The sequence below is a fragment of the Parafrankia sp. EAN1pec genome, from assembly GCF_000018005.1.
Classification (GTDB): domain Bacteria; phylum Actinomycetota; class Actinomycetes; order Frankiales; family Frankiaceae; genus Parafrankia; species Parafrankia soli.
Genome location: NC_009921.1, coordinates 3,913,678 through 3,929,429 on the forward strand (window position 1 = coordinate 3,913,678; position 15,752 = coordinate 3,929,429).

Here is a 15,752-nt window from a genome sequence, read left to right on the forward strand (position 1 = left end):
GTCGGTCCGCCATGACTTCGTGGATGAGGACCTCGGTGTCGACGGAGCTGGTGGCCTCGTCGAGGATGAGGTTCGCGGGCCTTGCGAGGAACGCCCGGGCGATGGTGAGGAGCTGCTTCTTGCCGGCGCTGAGTCCGGGGCCCTCATCGTCGATCGCCGTATCGTAGCCGACCCTGGCCGTCCTGCTCGACCGGCGTCAACCCGCGACCGGTGTGCCCGCCCGCCCCAGTGCCACGGACCTACCCTGACACGGGCGCGGCTGACGGCGGTGGAATGCGTTACCCCGGCCGGCGGAACCGCCACGCCACCAAAAGGAAACCTTTTTCTTTGTTAACTCCGGCCCGCGGTTCTGGTGTGCATTGACGGGTGGGATGCGCGTTGAGTGTTCGGGAGATTCGAAAGATCCTTCTGTTCTCAGGTGGGCTGGTTTACGCGGCCTTTCTGAGGGAGAGGTTGGATCTGTCGTGTAGCGGAGCCGAGGGAAGTGGTAAAACCGTAAAAATGCAGCAAATAATGTTCCTCTGCGGAGCGGCTGGCGATTCGAAGGGGTTCGCGTCGTGGGAATGGGTGTCGGCAAGTTCAGGGAATGGCTTACCGGCCTGACTCTGGGGCAGGAACTTGCTCTTCCCGGCGGGCTCCCGGAGGACCTGGGGGACCTCCAGAACGCGGTGAAGATCGGCGCGTTGAGTGAATAGTTCGATTTCGGTGGCAGTCTGACGAATCTGGCTCCCGATCCGGCCCTTCTCTGTCTCGGCGGAGCGATGGGTGCGGCCGTGCCCGCCATATCGCTGTGGTTCTTCGGTGCCAGCGATTCGGACCCCGCGAGCAAGACCGATGCCGACGCCGGTACCGACGGTGAGGATGTAGCCGGCGTCCAGATCGCGGTGCCACTGCAGAGTTATCCCGTGCTGTCGGCTCTCAGCGGGATCGGCTTGCGGGATCTTCAGCTGGTCTACGAAGTCCGGATGGTGGACGGTGCAGCCGTGCGCGGGTTGTCCGCGCAGGCGATCTTCGGCCTGTTCGGTGCGGACGCGCCGCCCGCCCTGAAGGACCTCGGTCTCCGTCGGCTCGTCTTGTCGTACGGCCGTGGCGGTGGGTTCCGGGTGGAGGTCGCCGCCGAGTTCCCGCTGGGTGCCGTCACGGCGGATCTCGACGTCGCGGCGAAGCTGACCAGGAAGCCCGGGGGCGGTGGGTTCGAGTAGGAGTACACCGGCTGGCTGGTGCTGGACGTGCCCGGTCAGGGCGGCGGCGATGGCGGCCGCACGCTGACCTTCGCCGTGAAGGACGCCGGGAACACCGAGTTCACCGCGAGCTGCGAGGACTCCAAGGGGGTGTCCCTCACGGACGTCGCCGACCTGCTCGGAATCTCGGACCTGTCCGCCGACGAGGTGCTGGCCAAACTCGGGACGGTCACCGAGCTTGCGGTGGGGTACGCCACCGCCCGCAGGTCCGTCGTGTTCACGGCCCGGGAGCAGAACGGGAGCTCGCTGGTCGTCGTGTCCGACAAGCCGGACGACGCCGCCCGGGCCTGGGCGGGCAGGGTGGTCCTGAAACTGCGGGCGGGGCTGTCGGACGTCCCGCTGCTGCACGGGCAGCTGCCCGCCGGGCTGGACGTGGGGCTGCGCGGGCTGGGCCTGCTGGCGGCCGTCGCAGCCGCTGCCCGCAGACCGGGTCGGGCAGTTCAACACGGCGCTGGCGGCCGCCGACCCGGCGGTGCCGCTGCTGCCTGCCGACGGCGTCGGCAAGGGCGTGGCCTTCACGGTGGAGTTGCAGCTGCCGGGTCAGTCCACGCCGATGTCGCTTGCCATCGGTGGCGGTGGCGGTGGCGGCGGGGCGGGCGACAGTAAGAAGAAGGCGAGGGCGGCCGCGGCGCCGACCGAGCTTGCGCGGCCGACGGTGATCACCCAGGAGGGCGAGCTCGTCGCCGGCTCCGGCTCCGGCTCCGGCTTCAGCGCTGGTGCCGGCTCCGGCTCGGGCGGTGGTCCCGGCGCGGGCCTGGCGAAGGTCGTGTGGGTCGATCGGTGCTCATCGTCGAATGGTCATGTCTGCACCGTCCATACGATGAAGCCCATGAGCGCGGATGACGGGGCGGCCAGGGCGGAGTCGCGAACCAGCGCCGAGCCGGAGGTGCTGGTCGTCGCCGATGCCGCGGCGTGGCGGGCATGGCTGGACGTGAACGAAAGCGTCTCCGACGGGGTGTGGCTGCTGCTGGCCAAGAAGGGCACCACGTCTCCGACATCGCTGAGCTACGACCTCGCCCTCCAGGAGGCGTTGTGCAGCGGCTGGATCGACGGGCAGAAGAAGAGCAGGGATGCGGCGACCTTCCGGCAGCGGTTCACACCACGTCGCAGGGCCTCGCTGTGGTCCGAGCGGAACATCGGCCTCGTGACGCGTCTGACGGAGGAGGGCCGGATGCGTCCCCGCGGGCACGCCGAGATCGAGGGTGCGAAGGCGGACGGACGCTGGGACCAGGCCTATCCGGGAGCTGCGAGGGCGCAGGTCCCGGATGACCTGGCGGCCGCACTGACCGCGTCAACGGCTGCGGCGTCGGCGTTCGCGGGTTTGAACGGCCGTAACCGCTATGCGGTCCTACACAGGATCATGACCGCGCCGAGTCCGTCGAGCCGGGCGAATCGCCTGGCGACGCTTGTCGGGATGCTCGAACGCGGCGAGACGCCCTACCCGCAGTGACCGAGCCGGATGTCGCGGCCTGCGTGACGACGACGTGATGCGGCTGCACCCGGACCTTGACCGCGGCGATCCGGTACCCCATCTCGCGCAGCCGCTCGACATCCCGGCGCACCGTGACGCGACCGTTGTCGCCCCGCTCGCACCTGTGCAGTGGACGTCCCGCTACGGAATGCTTAAAAGACCGCTTCGGGGTGAGCTGGGTGCTCGACGCCGAGGTGGCCTGGGGCGAGCACCGACGCACAAATGACCCAGGGCGAGGCTGCCAGGGCGCCTGCCGTGGCGGAACATCCTTCGCAGGACCAGAACCTTTGCCTGCTGCGGGTCGTCGACCACGGGCATCGGTTGCCGGTCAGCGGCCGAAACCAGCACAGAATTGGCCGGACATGCAAAGACGGCCAAGGGTGTGCCGGCGATGATGAGCCGGCAGGGCACCGTCGGCGAACTCGGGAAGCAGGCGGCACCGGCCGGCGGAGCCGGCAAACGGCGCCGCCCGGGCCCGAGCGGCGCCGTTGTCGTATGCAGAGTTCCGAGCGCGTCATCGCGGCGGTCCGGCGGACTCCGCGACGGGCGACGACGAAGGTGGGTGCGCATGGCTGACTTCACGAGCCACAATTCGTGGGTCTCGGCCGCGGTCTCGGCGGTGGAGCAAGACCTTTGCCCGGGAGGCGCGGCGCGCTTCGTCGCCGTCGCGCCGTCGCGGGCAGCGGCCGGTTCCAGATGAAGCGGGTCGCCGTGGTGACGGGCGGTGCGTCGGGGATGGGGCTTTCCATCTGCCGGCATCTCGCCGACCGGGGTCACAGAGTCGCCGTGGTCGATCGCAACGGTTCGGCCGCGCGGCAGGCCGCGAAGGAGCTGGCCGCGGACGGGGCGGAGGCGTTGGCGTGCGAAGTCGACGTCACCAGCCGTCCGGACGTGGAGAACGCGCTGAGCCAGGTCCGCGAGGAGTTCGGCCCGGTGGAGATACTGGTCACGAGTGCGGGGCTCGCGGCGTTCGAGCCTTTTGTTGAAATCACACTCGAGTCCTGGAACAGGGTGATCGAGGTGAATCTTACCGGGACTTTCCACTGCGTTCAGGCTGTGATCCCTGATATGGTCGCGGCGCGGTGGGGGCGTATCGTGACCCTCTCGTCGTCAAGCGCTCAGCGGGGTTCGCCCCGCATGGTCCACTACGCCGCGTCCAAGGGTGCCGTCATCGCCATGACGAAGGCCCTCGCGCGGGAGTACGCGTCGTTCGGGATCACGGTGAACAGCATCCCGCCGTCGAGTATCGACACACCGATGTCCCGCAGCGCCCAGGCGGCCGGCGACCTGCCGGACAACGAGGTCCTGGTGAACGCGATTCCGGTGGGTCGGCTGGGGACGGGTGATGACATAGCCGCCGCCTGCGCCTTTCTCTGCTCCGATGACGCCGGTTTCATCACCGGCCAGGTCCTCGGGGTGAACGGCGGGAGTGTCATGTGACGGCGACCCCCGTACCGCTACCTGGCAGCCGTGCCCGGCCTACCTGACCGGAGCCGGACCCGCGTCCGGCAGCTGACCCATCCGAAACGGACCCATCCGAAACGGAGGAATGACTGTGGCACGATGGCCGAAGCCGGCTGAGGGAAGCTGGACGGAACACTACCCGGAGCTGGGAACCGGGCTGGTGTCGTACGAGGACTCCATCTCGCCCGATTTCTACGCCCTGGAACGGGATGCGATCTTCAGGCGTGCCTGGCTGAACGTGGGCCGGGTCGAGCAGTTACCGCGCAGCGGGAGCTACTTCACCAAGGAGATCGAGGCCGCCAGGGCCTCGATCGTCGTCGTGCGCGACAACGACGGTCAGGTCCGTGCCTTCCACAACATCTGTCGCCATCGCGGCAACAAGCTGGTGTGGAACGACTTCCCGCGGGAGGAGACCGCCGGTAGCTGTCGCCAGTTCACCTGCAAGTACCACGGCTGGCGGTACGGCCTGGACGGCGCCGCCACCTTCGTGCAGCAGGAGGGCGAGTTCTTCAACCTGGACAAGAAGGACTTCGGCCTCGTCCCGGTGCACTGCGACGTCTGGTCCGGATTCATTTTCGTCAATCTGGCGAAGGAGCCCGAACAGTCGCTGCCCGAGTTCCTCGGCCCGATGGTCACCGCGCTCGGCGGATATCCGTTCGACACGATGACCGAGCGCTTTTACTACCGTGCTGAGGTCGGCGCGAACTGGAAGCTGTTCATGGACGCCTTCCAGGAGTTTTACCATGCGCCCATTCTGCACGCCCGGCAGACGCCGTCGAAGTTCTCGACGGCGGCGCAGCAGGCGGGGTTCGAGGCGCCGCACTACCGCATCGACGGCCCGCACCGGCTGGTCAGCACGGCCGGTATCAAGGCGTGGGAACTGGACCCGGAGATGCGCAAGCCGATGGAGGACATCACCCGCAGCGGCCTGTTCGGGCCCTGGGACGAACCCGATCTCGGCGTCGAGAAGATGCCGGCGGGTCTCAACCCGGCCGGCTGCGAGCCGTGGGGTCTGGACTCGTTCAATCTCTGGCCGAACTTCGTGATCCTGATCTGGGCGGGTGGCTGGTATCTCACCTACCATTACTGGCCGACGTCGCACAACACGCACACCTTCGAGGGGAACCTGTATTTCGTTCCCTCCCGGAACGCGCGGGACCGGGTTGCCCGCGAGATGGCCGCGGTGACCTTCAAGGAGTACGCGTTGCAGGACGCCAACACGCTGGAGGCGACGCAGTCGATGCTCGAGTCCCGGGCTGTCGCCGAGTTCCCACTGAACGACCAGGAGGTTCTCTGCCGGCACCTGCACAAGGTCGCGGCCGACTGGGTCGGGGAATACCAGCACAACGGCGCGGGGGCGTGAGCCCGATGCCGACCCTGCTGCCGGGCGAGTTCGCCGATCTCGAGCCCTACGCCACGGTCTGGTGCCTGGCGACGGAGGCCGAGCGTTACGGGAGGCGGCTCGCCGGTTCGATGTCGGAGATGCAGGAGTTCTACGACGCGATCACCCCACGCGCTGAGGCCGCGATCGCGTACTGCGACCGTTTTCCGTTGGACGAGATGCCGGAGACGGCACTGAACCTGCTGCACCTGCTGTATTCGATGATCAGCGTGTCCTTCGCGGTCGAGGCGTGGAAGCAGCCGCGGATTCCCGATTCCGGCGCCGCCGCGGTCGACTGTGTCATCGAGCCGGTCCCGTGACCGGCGTCCCCGGTGCTACCGGCGCGACCGTTCTGCGCGCGGCACGCTGGGTCGACGTCGACGCGGGGACGGTGCGCTCGCCCGCGGTCGTGGTGGTCGAGGGGAACCGCATCACCGCGGTGAACCCGGCCGTGCCGCCCACCGGCGCGACCGAGATCGATCTGGGTGCTCTCACTCTGCTGCCGGGCCTGATGGACATGGAGATCAATCTCCTCCTCGGTGGCCCCGAGAACCCGACGGGCCTGCCGAACCCGCTGCACGGCGTCCAGGACGACCCGGTGTACCGGACCCTGCGGGCGACGGTGAACGCCCGCACCACGCTGCTGGCCGGTTTCACGACGGTGCGCAACCTCGGGCTGATGGTCAAGACCGGGGGGTATCTGCTGGACGTGGACCTGGCCCGGGCGATCGAAGCGGGCTGGGTACCGGGGCCCCGGATCGTGGCCGCCGGTCACGCGATCACGCCCACCGGCGGGCACCTCGACCCGACGATGTTCCAGCGGCTCGCGCCGCACATCATGCCGCTGGGCGTCGAGGAGGGGATCGCCAACGGCGTCCCGCAGGTGCGCGCGGCGGTCCGCTACCAGATCAAGTACGGCGCCGGGGTCATCAAGATCTCGGCGTCGGGCGGGGTGATGTCGCACAGCACCGCCGCCGGCGCGCAGCAGTACTCCGACGAGGAGATCGCGGCCATCGTCGACGAGGCCCACCGGGCGGGGCTCAAGGTGGCTGCCCACGCCCACGGCGACGCGGGCATCCGGGCCTGTGTCCGGGCCGGGGTGGACTGCATCGAGCACGGCTCACTGGCCAGCGACGACACCATCCGGATGATGGTCGACCATGGGACTTTCCTCGTCCCTACCAGCTATCTGTCGGAAGGCCTCGACATCTCGAAGGCGGCGCCCGCGCTCCAGGCGAAGGCCGCGGAGGTCTTCCCCCGGGCTCGGCGGACGCTGGGTAGGGCCATCGAGGCCGGGGTGCGGATCGCGTGTGGCACCGACGCGCCCGCCATCCCGCACGGGCACAACGCGAAGGAGCTGTGGGCTCTGGTCGACCGCGGCATGACCGCGATGCAGGCGCTGCGGGCCGCCACGGTCACCAGCGCCGAGCTGATCGGTGTCGATGACCGCGGTCGCCTGGCGGCTGGTCTGCTGGCCGACATCATCGCGGTTCCCGGAGATCCATCCGATGACATCACGGCCACGCAGGACGTGCGGTTCGTGATGAAGGACGGCCTCGTCTACAAGAACGAGTAGCACGGGCGTGGCGCTGGACCAGACCAGACCAGACGACCGGACCGCGGCCGGCTGGTCTGGTCCAGCGACACCTGGCTCACATCCGGGGGCAGAGCGTCGCGAGGAACTCCTGTGTCCGCCGCTGGGACTCGACGCGCTCGGCGCGGTCGGCTCCGAGCGCGACCACGCGGGCCGCGAGGTCGGTGACTCCCGCGTCGCGGAAACCGCGCAGGCGTTCCACGATGGCGGATTCGTCGCCGACGGCCATCACGTCGCCGACGTCCCTGGCATCCCCGTGGCCGAGGAGCCGCTTGTAGTTGGGCGAGTAGTCGGCGTGCCCGAGGACGTCGTTCGCCGCGGAGCGCGCGGCGTCGACCTCGCCGGCGGGGCACAGGGCGACCGGAACCCCGGCGACGATGCGCGGTGCCGGTCGCCCGGCGTCGGCCGCGGCTTTCGTGATGCGCGGGACCACATAGTCGCCGATGGCCCGCTCGTCCGCCATCCAGAGAATGGTTCCGGAGGTCTGCTCGCCGGAGATGCGGAGCATGACCGGTGCCAGCGCCGCGATCAGGATCGGCGTCGGGACGAGGTCGGTGACGTCGAGCGGGCTGTGTACCCGGTAGGTGTCGTTGTCGACCTCGATCCGCCCCGGCCCGGCGAACGCCGCGTTCAGCACCTGGAGGTAGTTCCGCACCAGGTGGGCTGGGCGTTCGTAGGAGAGGCCGAGCTGGTCCTCGATGATCCAGTGGTGTGACGGCCCGATCCCCAGCGTGAAACGCCCCTCGCAGACCGCCTGGGTGGACAGCACCTGCTGGGCCATGACGACCGGATGGCGGGTCTGGACCGGCACGACCGCGGTGCCCAGCTCGATGCGACGCGTCGCCTGGCCCATCAACGTGACCACGGTCAGCGCGTCGAAGTAACCGGGAATCTGCGGTACCCACATCGAGGCGAAGCCCGCCTCCTCCGCGCTCTGGGCGTCGGCGATGAAACCGCGCACCCGCTCCCGGTACTGCCGGTCCCTGTCGGAGCCGATCATCAGGCCGATTCGCATTGGTGCCTCCTGGGATCTGGGACGGGGATTACCCTGGACAAGGTCGCTATGTGACTTCTCCTTCGCCAGCGGTCATTGGTGAATCAGCGGTCACCGGTGAACAGGAACGCCTGGGCGAGCGGGCCGCCGCCGCCTGTGACGAGGCCGACCTCGGCGTCGGTGACCTGCCGGGTGCCGGCCTGGTTCCGTAACTGCAGGAAGGTCTCGTAGGCCAGGCCGAAGCCGAGGTAGCGGCCCTCTGACAGTTGGCCGCCGGAGGTGTTGAGCGGCAGATCACCGGTGCGGGCGATGCGCGTGCCACCTTCCACGAACGGGCCCGCCTCGCCGCGGCCGCAGAAGCCGAGTGCCTCGAGCCACAGCAGGACGAAGATGCTGAACCCGTCGTAGAGACCCGCGACGTCGACGTCGGCGGGCCGCAGCGAGGTACGCGACCAGAGCTGCTCGGCGGCTTTCGTCGCGGCCATGATGTCGAAGTCCGGCCAGAACTCCCAGCTCGAGGTCATCGGCCGCCCGCCGCCGAGGGCCTCGAAGAAGACGGGCCGGTCGACGTCGCGCCGGTGGTCGGCGTGCGAGACGACGAAGGCGATCGACCCGTCCGCCGGGATGTCGCAGTCGAACAGGCACAGCGGTTCGCTGATCATCCGTGCCGCGAGGTAGTCGTCGATCGTCATCGGGTCGCGGTAGATCGCGTCCGGGTTGTCGGCGGCGTTGCGCCGGTCGTTCACGGCGACCCAGCCGAGCTGCTCCCGGGTGGTGCCGTAGCGGTCGAAGTGGTGCTGGGCCCACAGCGCGGCGAACTGGACGGGCGAACCCACCCCGTAGGTCGTCTTCCACGGCGCGGCCCCGGCCCCGGGTCCGGCCATCACGGCCGGACGGCGGCCGGTCCCCTGGCTTGTCGCCTCCCCGACGGTCCGGTAGACCAGCACATGCCGGGCGAGGCCCGTGGCCACCGCGTGGGCGGCGATTCCGAGGATGCCGATGACGTTGGCGCCGTCGCCGCAGCCGAGGATCCACGACAGGTCCAGCCGCAGGAGGGTGTGCAGGTCGCCGACCCGGGGGCCGCCGAAGCCGTGCGGGGCGGGGTGGTCGGGCCAGGAGGTGAGCCCGTCGATGTCGCGCGGGGTGAGACCCGCGTCGGCGATGGCCGCGAGACAGGCGTCCAGGGTCAGATCGATCGCGGGCCGGTTCAACCTCCGGCCGGACTGGGACCGCCCGATGCCGGAGACGATCGCCCGGCGCTCGATGTTCATGACGTCAGCGCTCATGGGATCGGCCGGAACATCGGTACGAACACGTCACCTCGTTGCTCGAAGGCCACCTCGACCTCCATGCCGGTCGTGACCGCCTCGACGTCGCAGTCGACCAGGTTGGTCAGCAGGCGCAGGTCGGGCTGCTCGGCGAGGACCACCCGGGCCACGACGTAGGGCGGCTCGTAGCCGGGCACCCACGGGCGGCGGACGACCGTGTAGGTCTCGACGGTGCCGCGGCCCGAGACCGGCCGGAACCCGATCGAACGGGAATAGCAGCCGGGGCAGATCGGCGCCGGCGGGTGGAACAGTCGTTCGCACGCGGTGCAGGCGCTGATCAGGAGCTGCCCCTGGGCACCTCCATGCCAGAAGTCGCGGCTGTCGTCGTCGACCACGGGTATGGGCCTGTCCTCGCCGGTCACCCGACCGCCCCCTGACTCTCGCGTTCTCGTGATCTTCGGCGGTCCCCGTCGACCCGGCCGCCGGTCAGTGCCGTGACTCGAACCGGGGTTTCTCAGCCACCGTCTGCTGTTCCCTTCCAGGACGGTGCCTCGCCCGGGGCGACGGACAGCCACCGGGGCAGGGGCCGGCCGGTGGCTCGGCAGGCGACGGGAGGCCTGGTCAGAGGATCGCCCCGCCGGCTTTGAGGTCGCCGATCTCGTCCCACGAGAGGCCGAGGTCGAGGAGTACGGATTCGGTGTGCTCACCGTGTTCGGGGGCACGGCTGGGCTGGCTCGGCCGCTGGTCGAACTGCACCGGCGTGGCCACCAGCGGCAGGGAATGGCCGTTGCCGAGATCGACGTCGGCGAACAGGCCGTTGGCCTTCACCTGGGGGTCCTCGGCGAGCTCGTGGGGGTACTGGCTGGGCGCCCACTCCCCGTCGAACTCCGCGAGGACGGCCCGCCATTCGTCGAAGGTGCGTTCGGCGAAGACGCCCTCGAGCCACTCGACGCACTCCCGGGCGTTGCGGCGGCGGGCCTCCATGTCCACGAACCGGGGGTCGTTCGCCGCGGCTGGCTGACCGATGCTCTTGCACAGGTGTGGCCAGTAGCGGTCGGGAGCGAGCATCTGCAGGACGATGACCCGGCCGTCGGCCGTGCGGTACGGCAGCATCAGCGGGTTCGAGGCCTCGTACCGGCTCCGGGCGGCGACCGGCCCGCCGGGGCCGTTGAGGGTGGCGTTCATGAGGTCCATCTGGACCTGCCACATTCCGGACGCCAGCAGCGAGGCGTCGACCGTCGAGGGCTCGCCGGTCGTCGACCGGTGGTAGAGCGCCGCGCTGATGGCACCGGCGATGCTCAGCCCGCCGACCACGTCCCCGAACGCCGGGCGGGGCATGGCCGGCCAGGGCGCGTCGGGGGCGGTGAAGATCTGCTGCATTCCGCTGCGGGCCCAGTAGGCGCCCGCGTCGTACCCGCCCCGGCCGGCGTCGGGCCCCTGGGAACCGAACGCGGTACCCCGTACATAGATCACCGCGGGGTTGTCGGCCCGGACGTCGGCCAGCTCGAGGTTCAGCCGGGCGCGGGTGTCCGCGCGCAGGTTGGTCACGAAGACGTCGCTCGCGGCGATGAGCCGGGACAGCAGCTGCCGGCCGGCCGGATTCTTCAGATCCAGGGCGACGGATCGCTTGCCCCGGTTCGTGGCCTGGAACTGGACGTCCACGCCGTGCCACAACTTGTGTAAACCGGCTGTGACCAGGCCACGGTAGGGATCACCGGTCTCGGGGTGCTCGATCTTGATGACCTCGGCGCCCCACTCGGCGAGCACGGCCCCGGCCATCGGGACGAACACATGCGAGGCCACCTCCAGGATCCGTGCCCCGGCGAGTGGCGCCGGGCTCACGCCGTCCTGCCGGGCTGGTGCGCTTGGGCGAACTGGCCGACCGTGGTCAACCGGCGCTCCGAGACGCCCTGCGAGACGATCGAGATGTCGTGTCCGGTGGCCTCCTTCCGCAGCGCGCCGACGGTGCACCGCTCGCGTGGACGGATCGAGAAGGGGGCGAAGGAGTACACCTGCATCGCGTTGCGATGAGTGATCTTGTCCACCTGCAGGTCGGTCAGTCCGGCCACGGCGTCGATCACCACCTCGGGTGAACGCGGCCAGGTGCTGTCGGAGTGGGGGTAGTCGCACTCCCAGGTGACCATGTCCTCGTTCATCCGATCGAGGTTGGCCACACCGAAGTCGTCGACGATGAAGCACGTGACGACATGGTCACGGAAGATCTCGCTCGGCAGGCGGCCGCCGAGCTCGGGGCGGGTCCAGGCGCGGTGCTGCTTGTAGGCGTAGTCGGCCCGCTCCAGGAAGTACGGGATCCAGCCGATCCCGCCCTCCGACAGGGCCACCTTGAGGTTCTTGAACTTCTGGAAGATGGGCGACCAGACGAGGTCCGCGGCGGTCGGGAAGGTCTTGATGGCGGCGCAGGTGATCTCGACGTTCATCGGGGCGTCGGGTGCCGTGACCACGCCGATGGCGCCTGACCCGATGTGCACGCACACGACCGTCTCGGTCTCCTCGCAGGCCGCCCAGAACGGGTCCCAGTGATCGCTGTGCAACGACGGGAGGCCGAGGGCGTAGGGGTTCATCGAGAAGCTGACCGCATGGGAGCCCTTGGCCGCCGTCCGGCGGATCTCCTTCGCCATCAGCTGGGGGTCCCACAGCGGCGGGATCGAGCAGGGGATGAACCGGTCCGGATACGCGCCGCACCAGGCGTCGATGTGCCAGTCGTTGTAGGCGGTGAGGACGGCAAGGGCCAGGTCGGGGTCCTGGTCGGCCCGGCTGGCGAAGAACTGACCGCAGAAGCGGGCCATCGACGGGAAGTTCAGGGAGGCGAGCACGCCGTTGGCGCTCATGTCCTTGACCCGCTCGTGGACGTCGTAGCAGCCCCGTCGGATCTCCGCCAGCCGCGTCGGCTCCAGGCCGTACTCCTCGGGCGGGCGGCCGGCCACCGCGTTCAGGCCGGAGCTGCGGGCCTCGCCTTCGCCGAACACCCACTTGTCGCTCAGCTCGTCCGAGACGAGCCGGGGCGCCCGGTCGGCGTACTTCGCCGGAATGAAGCCCTCGAACATGTCGGGGGGCTCTATCACGTGGTCGTCCACGCTGATAAGGATCAAGTCGTCCATGTTCATGTGGCCTCCCCAGTTGCTTCCCGTTGCGGCATTCGAGGCAGCGGTGTCCTGTAGGTTCCATCATCGGGCCCCGTGCCCTGGCCGTCTTTGCGGGTTCGGCCAAGTCCTTGCCCGTTTCGGCCGGGCGGTCGTGGCCCCGGCAATCCCGCCGTGTCTTTTCGGTGGCTGGTCCGGGACTGTTCGCGATGTTTTTCGCCGCGCGGCGCGCCTCCGCCGTGCGGAGAGGCGGCCAAATCGGTCGCCGACGGTGAGGATGAAAGCACGGAACTGTCAGCCGCGGACGCGCTGGCGGTAGGCGGTGGGAGTCTCTCCGGTGTACTGGCCGAAGGCCCGGGTGAATGCGCTCACGCTCTGGAATCCGACGGTGAGGGCGATCGCGATTATGGTCTGGTTCTGGCTGTCCTGAGCGAGTAGCGCCATGGCCTTGAGTAATCGGCTCTCGAGGAGGTACCGGCGCCATGACATGCCGGTCGCGGCGAGAAACGCCCGGCGCAACGACCGTTCCGACGTCCCGATGGCCGCGCACAGCTGGGGTAGCGAGACGTCGGTCAGGTGTTTGTTGGTGTAGTCCATGGCGGCGGCGACGAGCGGGTCGGGAGTGGTCGGCAGGCACAGCGGGGTCTCGTGGTCGAGCCATTCGACGACGAGGTGGGCAAGGGCGTCGAAGAAGGCCTCCGCCATGGGCTCCGTCGCCGTCCTCTTGATCGGCCATCTTCTGGCGTACAGGACCATTTCCCGGATCACCGGAGCAGCGGCGAGTATCCGGACCCGATCACCTGCCGGCAGGCCCATCACCGGGTCGAAGAACACCGAGACGGCCTTGACGTTGCTCCAGGTGCTGCAGTGGATCGTCCCGGCCGGAATCCACACGGCCTGTTGCGGCGGAAGAAGGTAGCGTGCCGTCGCGGTCTCGACCTCGACGACCCCCTCGAACGCGTACTCCATCTGGTGCAGGTCGTGGGAGTGCCACCCGGTGACCACTTCGTCCCTGACCTCGAGCGTGTACGTGCCGGCTCGGATGACTGGCCCCCCGTCACCCTCACAGCGGACGTTGGCCGAAACGGGCAAGATTCGGGAGGTAAGCGCGGGAGGCGTCATGGGGTGACGGTAGTCCAGTGGCGGGAGCGCGCCAAGGTGACCGCAAGTAGCACGAATCTGGCCGGATGCGCAAAGACGGCCACCGCGGTGCCGCCGATGATGAACCGCAGGGCGCCGCCGGCGAACTCACCGGGCGGATGGCCGCGGCTCGCGGCGCCGGCCATCGCGATTCTCCCGTGCGAGAGGGGCCTGGCAATGCTGCTCGGTCGTGCACTGATGGGCGACACCTCGTGCTTCGGCGAGGTGGTGGATGATCGCTTCCACCTCCTCTCCGGCGGCATGCTGGAGGGGTACCGCCGTGTCGGACGGTCCCTGCCGCTTGCGGATCTTGTTCTCGGCGCGCCCCTGACCGGCGTTCGGCTCATCGCCGTGATGGGCGGCTTCCTCGAGCCGGGCACGTCGCGCCCGCCGGGGATCCAGCCGATGTGGGTGCCCAAGGCGTGCGGGTTCGTCGGTGGCGACCGCGCACAGATCCGGGTGCCAGCGGTGCTGACCGGGGCGGTGCAGATGGAGGCCGAGCTCGCCGTGGTCGTCGGCCGCCCGCTGCGCGGCGCGTCACCGGCCGAAGCGGCCGAAGCCATCTTCGGCTGGACCGTCTTCAACGACGTCACCGCGGCTGAGTACGTGGCGCCCGGCCTGTGGGCGACGGCGAAGTCGATCGACGGGTTCGCGTCGTGGGGCCCGTGGATCCGGCGGGATCTCACCGAACGGCGCGTCCTCGAAGGGCTGGCGATCACCGGGACCCTCAACGGGAGCAAGGTCCAGGCGGGAAACACCCGGTATTTCAGGTTCGCGCCGAGCGAGATCCTGAGCCACATCAGCCATCGGATCAGCCTCTTTCCCGGCGACGTCGTCACGCTCGGAACGCCGCCGCCAGCCGTTGACGCCGCCGCCGGCGACCACATGGTGTGCGAGGTGGAGGAGGTTGGCGTCCTGACCAACCAGCTGCTCGCCGCCGGGAGCGAGGAATGACCGGAGGGGTCCGCCCCGGCCGCCGCCAGCCGGAGACCGGGTTAGACGAGGAGGGGCTGTGACGACGGAGCAGGCGGCGGAGCCGGCGCTCGATGTGCGGCGTCGGCTGTACGAGCTGATGACGCTCATGAAGGCGGCCGACGATCGGCTGAGCAAGGGGATCGCCTCGGGCGAGCTGCAGTGCGTGTACTGGCCCTCACGTGGTCAGGAGGCGATCGCCGCGGCGGTGGGCGTGGTCCTCCGCCTGGACGATCAGCTGGTCACGACGTACCGCGGACTGCACGACCTGATCGGCAAGGGCGTGCCGCTGGTCGAGATCTACGGCGAGATGCTGGGCCGCCAGGTCGGCTCCGGCCGCGGCAAGGGCGGGACGATGCACATCGCGCATCCCGACTCCGGCCTCATGATGTCGACGGGGATCGTGGGCGCGGGGCCCCCGGTCGCGGTCGGGCTGGCCATGGCCGCACGGCGCAAGGGCCTCGACCGGGTGACGGTCGCCAGCTTCGGTGACGGGGCCACGAACACCGGCTCCTTCCACGAGGCGGCGAACATGGCGGCGCTGTGGGACCTGCCGCTGGTGCTGGTCTGCCAGAACAACCAGTACGCCGAGATGACGCCGACCGGGCACACGATGAAGATCGCCCAGGTCGCGGACCGGGCGGCCGGCTACGGGATGCCGGGCGTCCGCGTCGACGGCAACGACCCCCTCGCCGTCGTCGCCGCGCTGGAGGAGGCCGTCGAGCGGGCGAGAGCCGGCGCCGGCCCAACGCTCCTGGAATGCGTGACGTTCCGGTTCCGCGGCCACTACTTCGGCGATCCGATGAAGTACATCCCGACGGAGCAGATGGACGCCGCGATCGCGGCTGATCCCCTCCCGCGTTTCCGGTCACGTCTGTTGGACGACGGGATCTGCGGTGCGCGGGAGCTCGACGAGATCGAGACGGCCGCCGTCTCGGCGGTTGACGAGGCGCTGGCCGCCGTCCTGGCCGCGCCCGCCGCGGCACTCGACGAGCTGGACCGGGACGTGTACGCCGATCCGCGCAACTGCCCCGCGTAGCGCAACTGCCCCGCGTAGCGCGACTGCCCCCGTAACGCGCGCTTAGAACGTGCATTCCGTATCGAACGTGGCCTGGCAATGAGGTGG

The 15,752-nt window shown here is 69.3% G+C and carries 16 protein-coding genes and 1 pseudogene; 9 read left to right on the forward strand and 8 right to left on the reverse strand.

Features of this window, described 5'->3' with window-relative positions; translation table 11 throughout:
• Positions 1 to 7: 7 nt before the first annotated feature.
• Positions 8 to 169 (reverse strand): annotated as a pseudogene (locus FRANEAN1_RS38905) (ATP-binding cassette domain-containing protein); the annotation flags it as partial.
• Positions 170 to 773: 604 nt separating this feature from the next.
• On the opposite strand from FRANEAN1_RS38905, the gene FRANEAN1_RS16000 reads away from it, so the two are divergent.
• The 7 genes from FRANEAN1_RS16000 (at position 774) to FRANEAN1_RS16030 (ending at position 7,133) form a co-directional block, all read left to right on the forward strand.
• Complete coding sequence (locus FRANEAN1_RS16000) at positions 774 to 1,202, forward strand: hypothetical protein (protein WP_020460847.1); 429 nt, start codon at positions 774 to 776, stop codon at positions 1,200 to 1,202.
• Positions 1,203 to 1,220: 18 nt separating this feature from the next.
• On the forward strand, positions 1,221 to 1,847 hold the full coding sequence (locus FRANEAN1_RS16005; RefSeq protein ID WP_041254245.1) for a hypothetical protein: 627 nt from the start codon (positions 1,221 to 1,223) through the stop codon (positions 1,845 to 1,847).
• Positions 1,848 to 2,070: 223 nt separating this feature from the next.
• Positions 2,071 to 2,691 carry a YdeI/OmpD-associated family protein gene (locus FRANEAN1_RS16010; RefSeq protein ID WP_041255979.1) on the forward strand — a complete coding sequence of 207 codons (621 nt, stop codon included), beginning with the start codon at positions 2,071 to 2,073 and terminating at the stop codon, positions 2,689 to 2,691.
• A 717-nt stretch (positions 2,692 to 3,408) separates the two neighbouring features.
• A complete protein-coding gene (locus FRANEAN1_RS16015) occupies positions 3,409 to 4,152 on the forward strand; it encodes an SDR family NAD(P)-dependent oxidoreductase (RefSeq protein ID WP_041254246.1) in 744 nt (247 codons plus the stop codon).
• Positions 4,153 to 4,267: 115 nt separating this feature from the next.
• On the forward strand, positions 4,268 to 5,539 hold the full coding sequence (locus FRANEAN1_RS16020) for an aromatic ring-hydroxylating dioxygenase subunit alpha (protein ID WP_020460850.1): 1,272 nt from the start codon (positions 4,268 to 4,270) through the stop codon (positions 5,537 to 5,539).
• Positions 5,536 to 5,877 carry a hypothetical protein gene (locus FRANEAN1_RS16025; protein WP_020460851.1) on the forward strand — a complete coding sequence of 114 codons (342 nt, stop codon included), beginning with the start codon at positions 5,536 to 5,538 and terminating at the stop codon, positions 5,875 to 5,877. The genes FRANEAN1_RS16020 and FRANEAN1_RS16025 overlap by 4 nt, the downstream gene beginning before the upstream one ends.
• Complete coding sequence (locus tag FRANEAN1_RS16030; protein WP_020460852.1) at positions 5,874 to 7,133, forward strand: amidohydrolase family protein; 1,260 nt, start codon at positions 5,874 to 5,876, stop codon at positions 7,131 to 7,133. The genes FRANEAN1_RS16025 and FRANEAN1_RS16030 overlap by 4 nt, the downstream gene beginning before the upstream one ends.
• Positions 7,134 to 7,209: 76 nt before the next feature.
• Here the strand turns inward: FRANEAN1_RS16030 and FRANEAN1_RS16035 are convergent, their stop codons facing one another.
• From FRANEAN1_RS16035 to FRANEAN1_RS41095, 7 genes are all read right to left on the reverse strand, one after another.
• Positions 7,210 to 8,166, reverse strand: coding sequence for an LLM class F420-dependent oxidoreductase (locus FRANEAN1_RS16035; protein WP_020460853.1), 957 nt, complete (start codon positions 8,164 to 8,166; stop codon positions 7,210 to 7,212).
• An 83-nt stretch (positions 8,167 to 8,249) separates the two neighbouring features.
• Positions 8,250 to 9,431: a thiolase family protein gene (locus FRANEAN1_RS16040; RefSeq protein ID WP_020460854.1), complete on the reverse strand. Its 1,182-nt coding sequence runs from the start codon at positions 9,429 to 9,431 to the stop codon at positions 8,250 to 8,252.
• Entirely contained in the window at positions 9,428 to 9,835 is a 408-nt protein-coding gene (locus FRANEAN1_RS16045; protein ID WP_020460855.1) for an OB-fold domain-containing protein, read from the reverse strand. The genes FRANEAN1_RS16040 and FRANEAN1_RS16045 overlap by 4 nt, the downstream gene beginning before the upstream one ends.
• Positions 9,836 to 10,034: 199 nt before the next feature.
• A complete protein-coding gene (locus FRANEAN1_RS16050) occupies positions 10,035 to 11,255 on the reverse strand; it encodes a CoA transferase (RefSeq protein WP_020460856.1) in 1,221 nt (406 codons plus the stop codon).
• Positions 11,252 to 12,538 carry an amidohydrolase family protein gene (locus FRANEAN1_RS16055; protein ID WP_020460857.1) on the reverse strand — a complete coding sequence of 429 codons (1,287 nt, stop codon included), beginning with the start codon at positions 12,536 to 12,538 and terminating at the stop codon, positions 11,252 to 11,254. Before FRANEAN1_RS16055 ends, FRANEAN1_RS16050 begins: the two co-directional genes overlap by 4 nt.
• A 270-nt stretch (positions 12,539 to 12,808) precedes the next feature.
• Positions 12,809 to 13,636: a helix-turn-helix transcriptional regulator gene (locus FRANEAN1_RS16060; protein ID WP_041254248.1), complete on the reverse strand. Its 828-nt coding sequence runs from the start codon at positions 13,634 to 13,636 to the stop codon at positions 12,809 to 12,811.
• Positions 13,633 to 13,800 carry a hypothetical protein gene (locus tag FRANEAN1_RS41095; RefSeq protein ID WP_157472662.1) on the reverse strand — a complete coding sequence of 56 codons (168 nt, stop codon included), beginning with the start codon at positions 13,798 to 13,800 and terminating at the stop codon, positions 13,633 to 13,635. Before FRANEAN1_RS41095 ends, FRANEAN1_RS16060 begins: the two co-directional genes overlap by 4 nt.
• A gap of 31 nt (positions 13,801 to 13,831) precedes the next feature.
• Here FRANEAN1_RS41095 and FRANEAN1_RS16065 point away from each other — a divergent pair, with 31 nt between their 5' ends.
• Together FRANEAN1_RS16065 and FRANEAN1_RS16070 are read left to right on the forward strand one after the other, a co-directional pair.
• Complete coding sequence (locus FRANEAN1_RS16065; protein ID WP_020460859.1) at positions 13,832 to 14,608, forward strand: fumarylacetoacetate hydrolase family protein; 777 nt, start codon at positions 13,832 to 13,834, stop codon at positions 14,606 to 14,608.
• A gap of 118 nt (positions 14,609 to 14,726) precedes the next feature.
• Positions 14,727 to 15,665: a thiamine pyrophosphate-dependent dehydrogenase E1 component subunit alpha gene (locus FRANEAN1_RS16070; protein ID WP_347177236.1), complete on the forward strand. Its 939-nt coding sequence runs from the start codon at positions 14,727 to 14,729 to the stop codon at positions 15,663 to 15,665.
• The last annotated feature ends 87 nt before the right edge of the window (positions 15,666 to 15,752 follow it).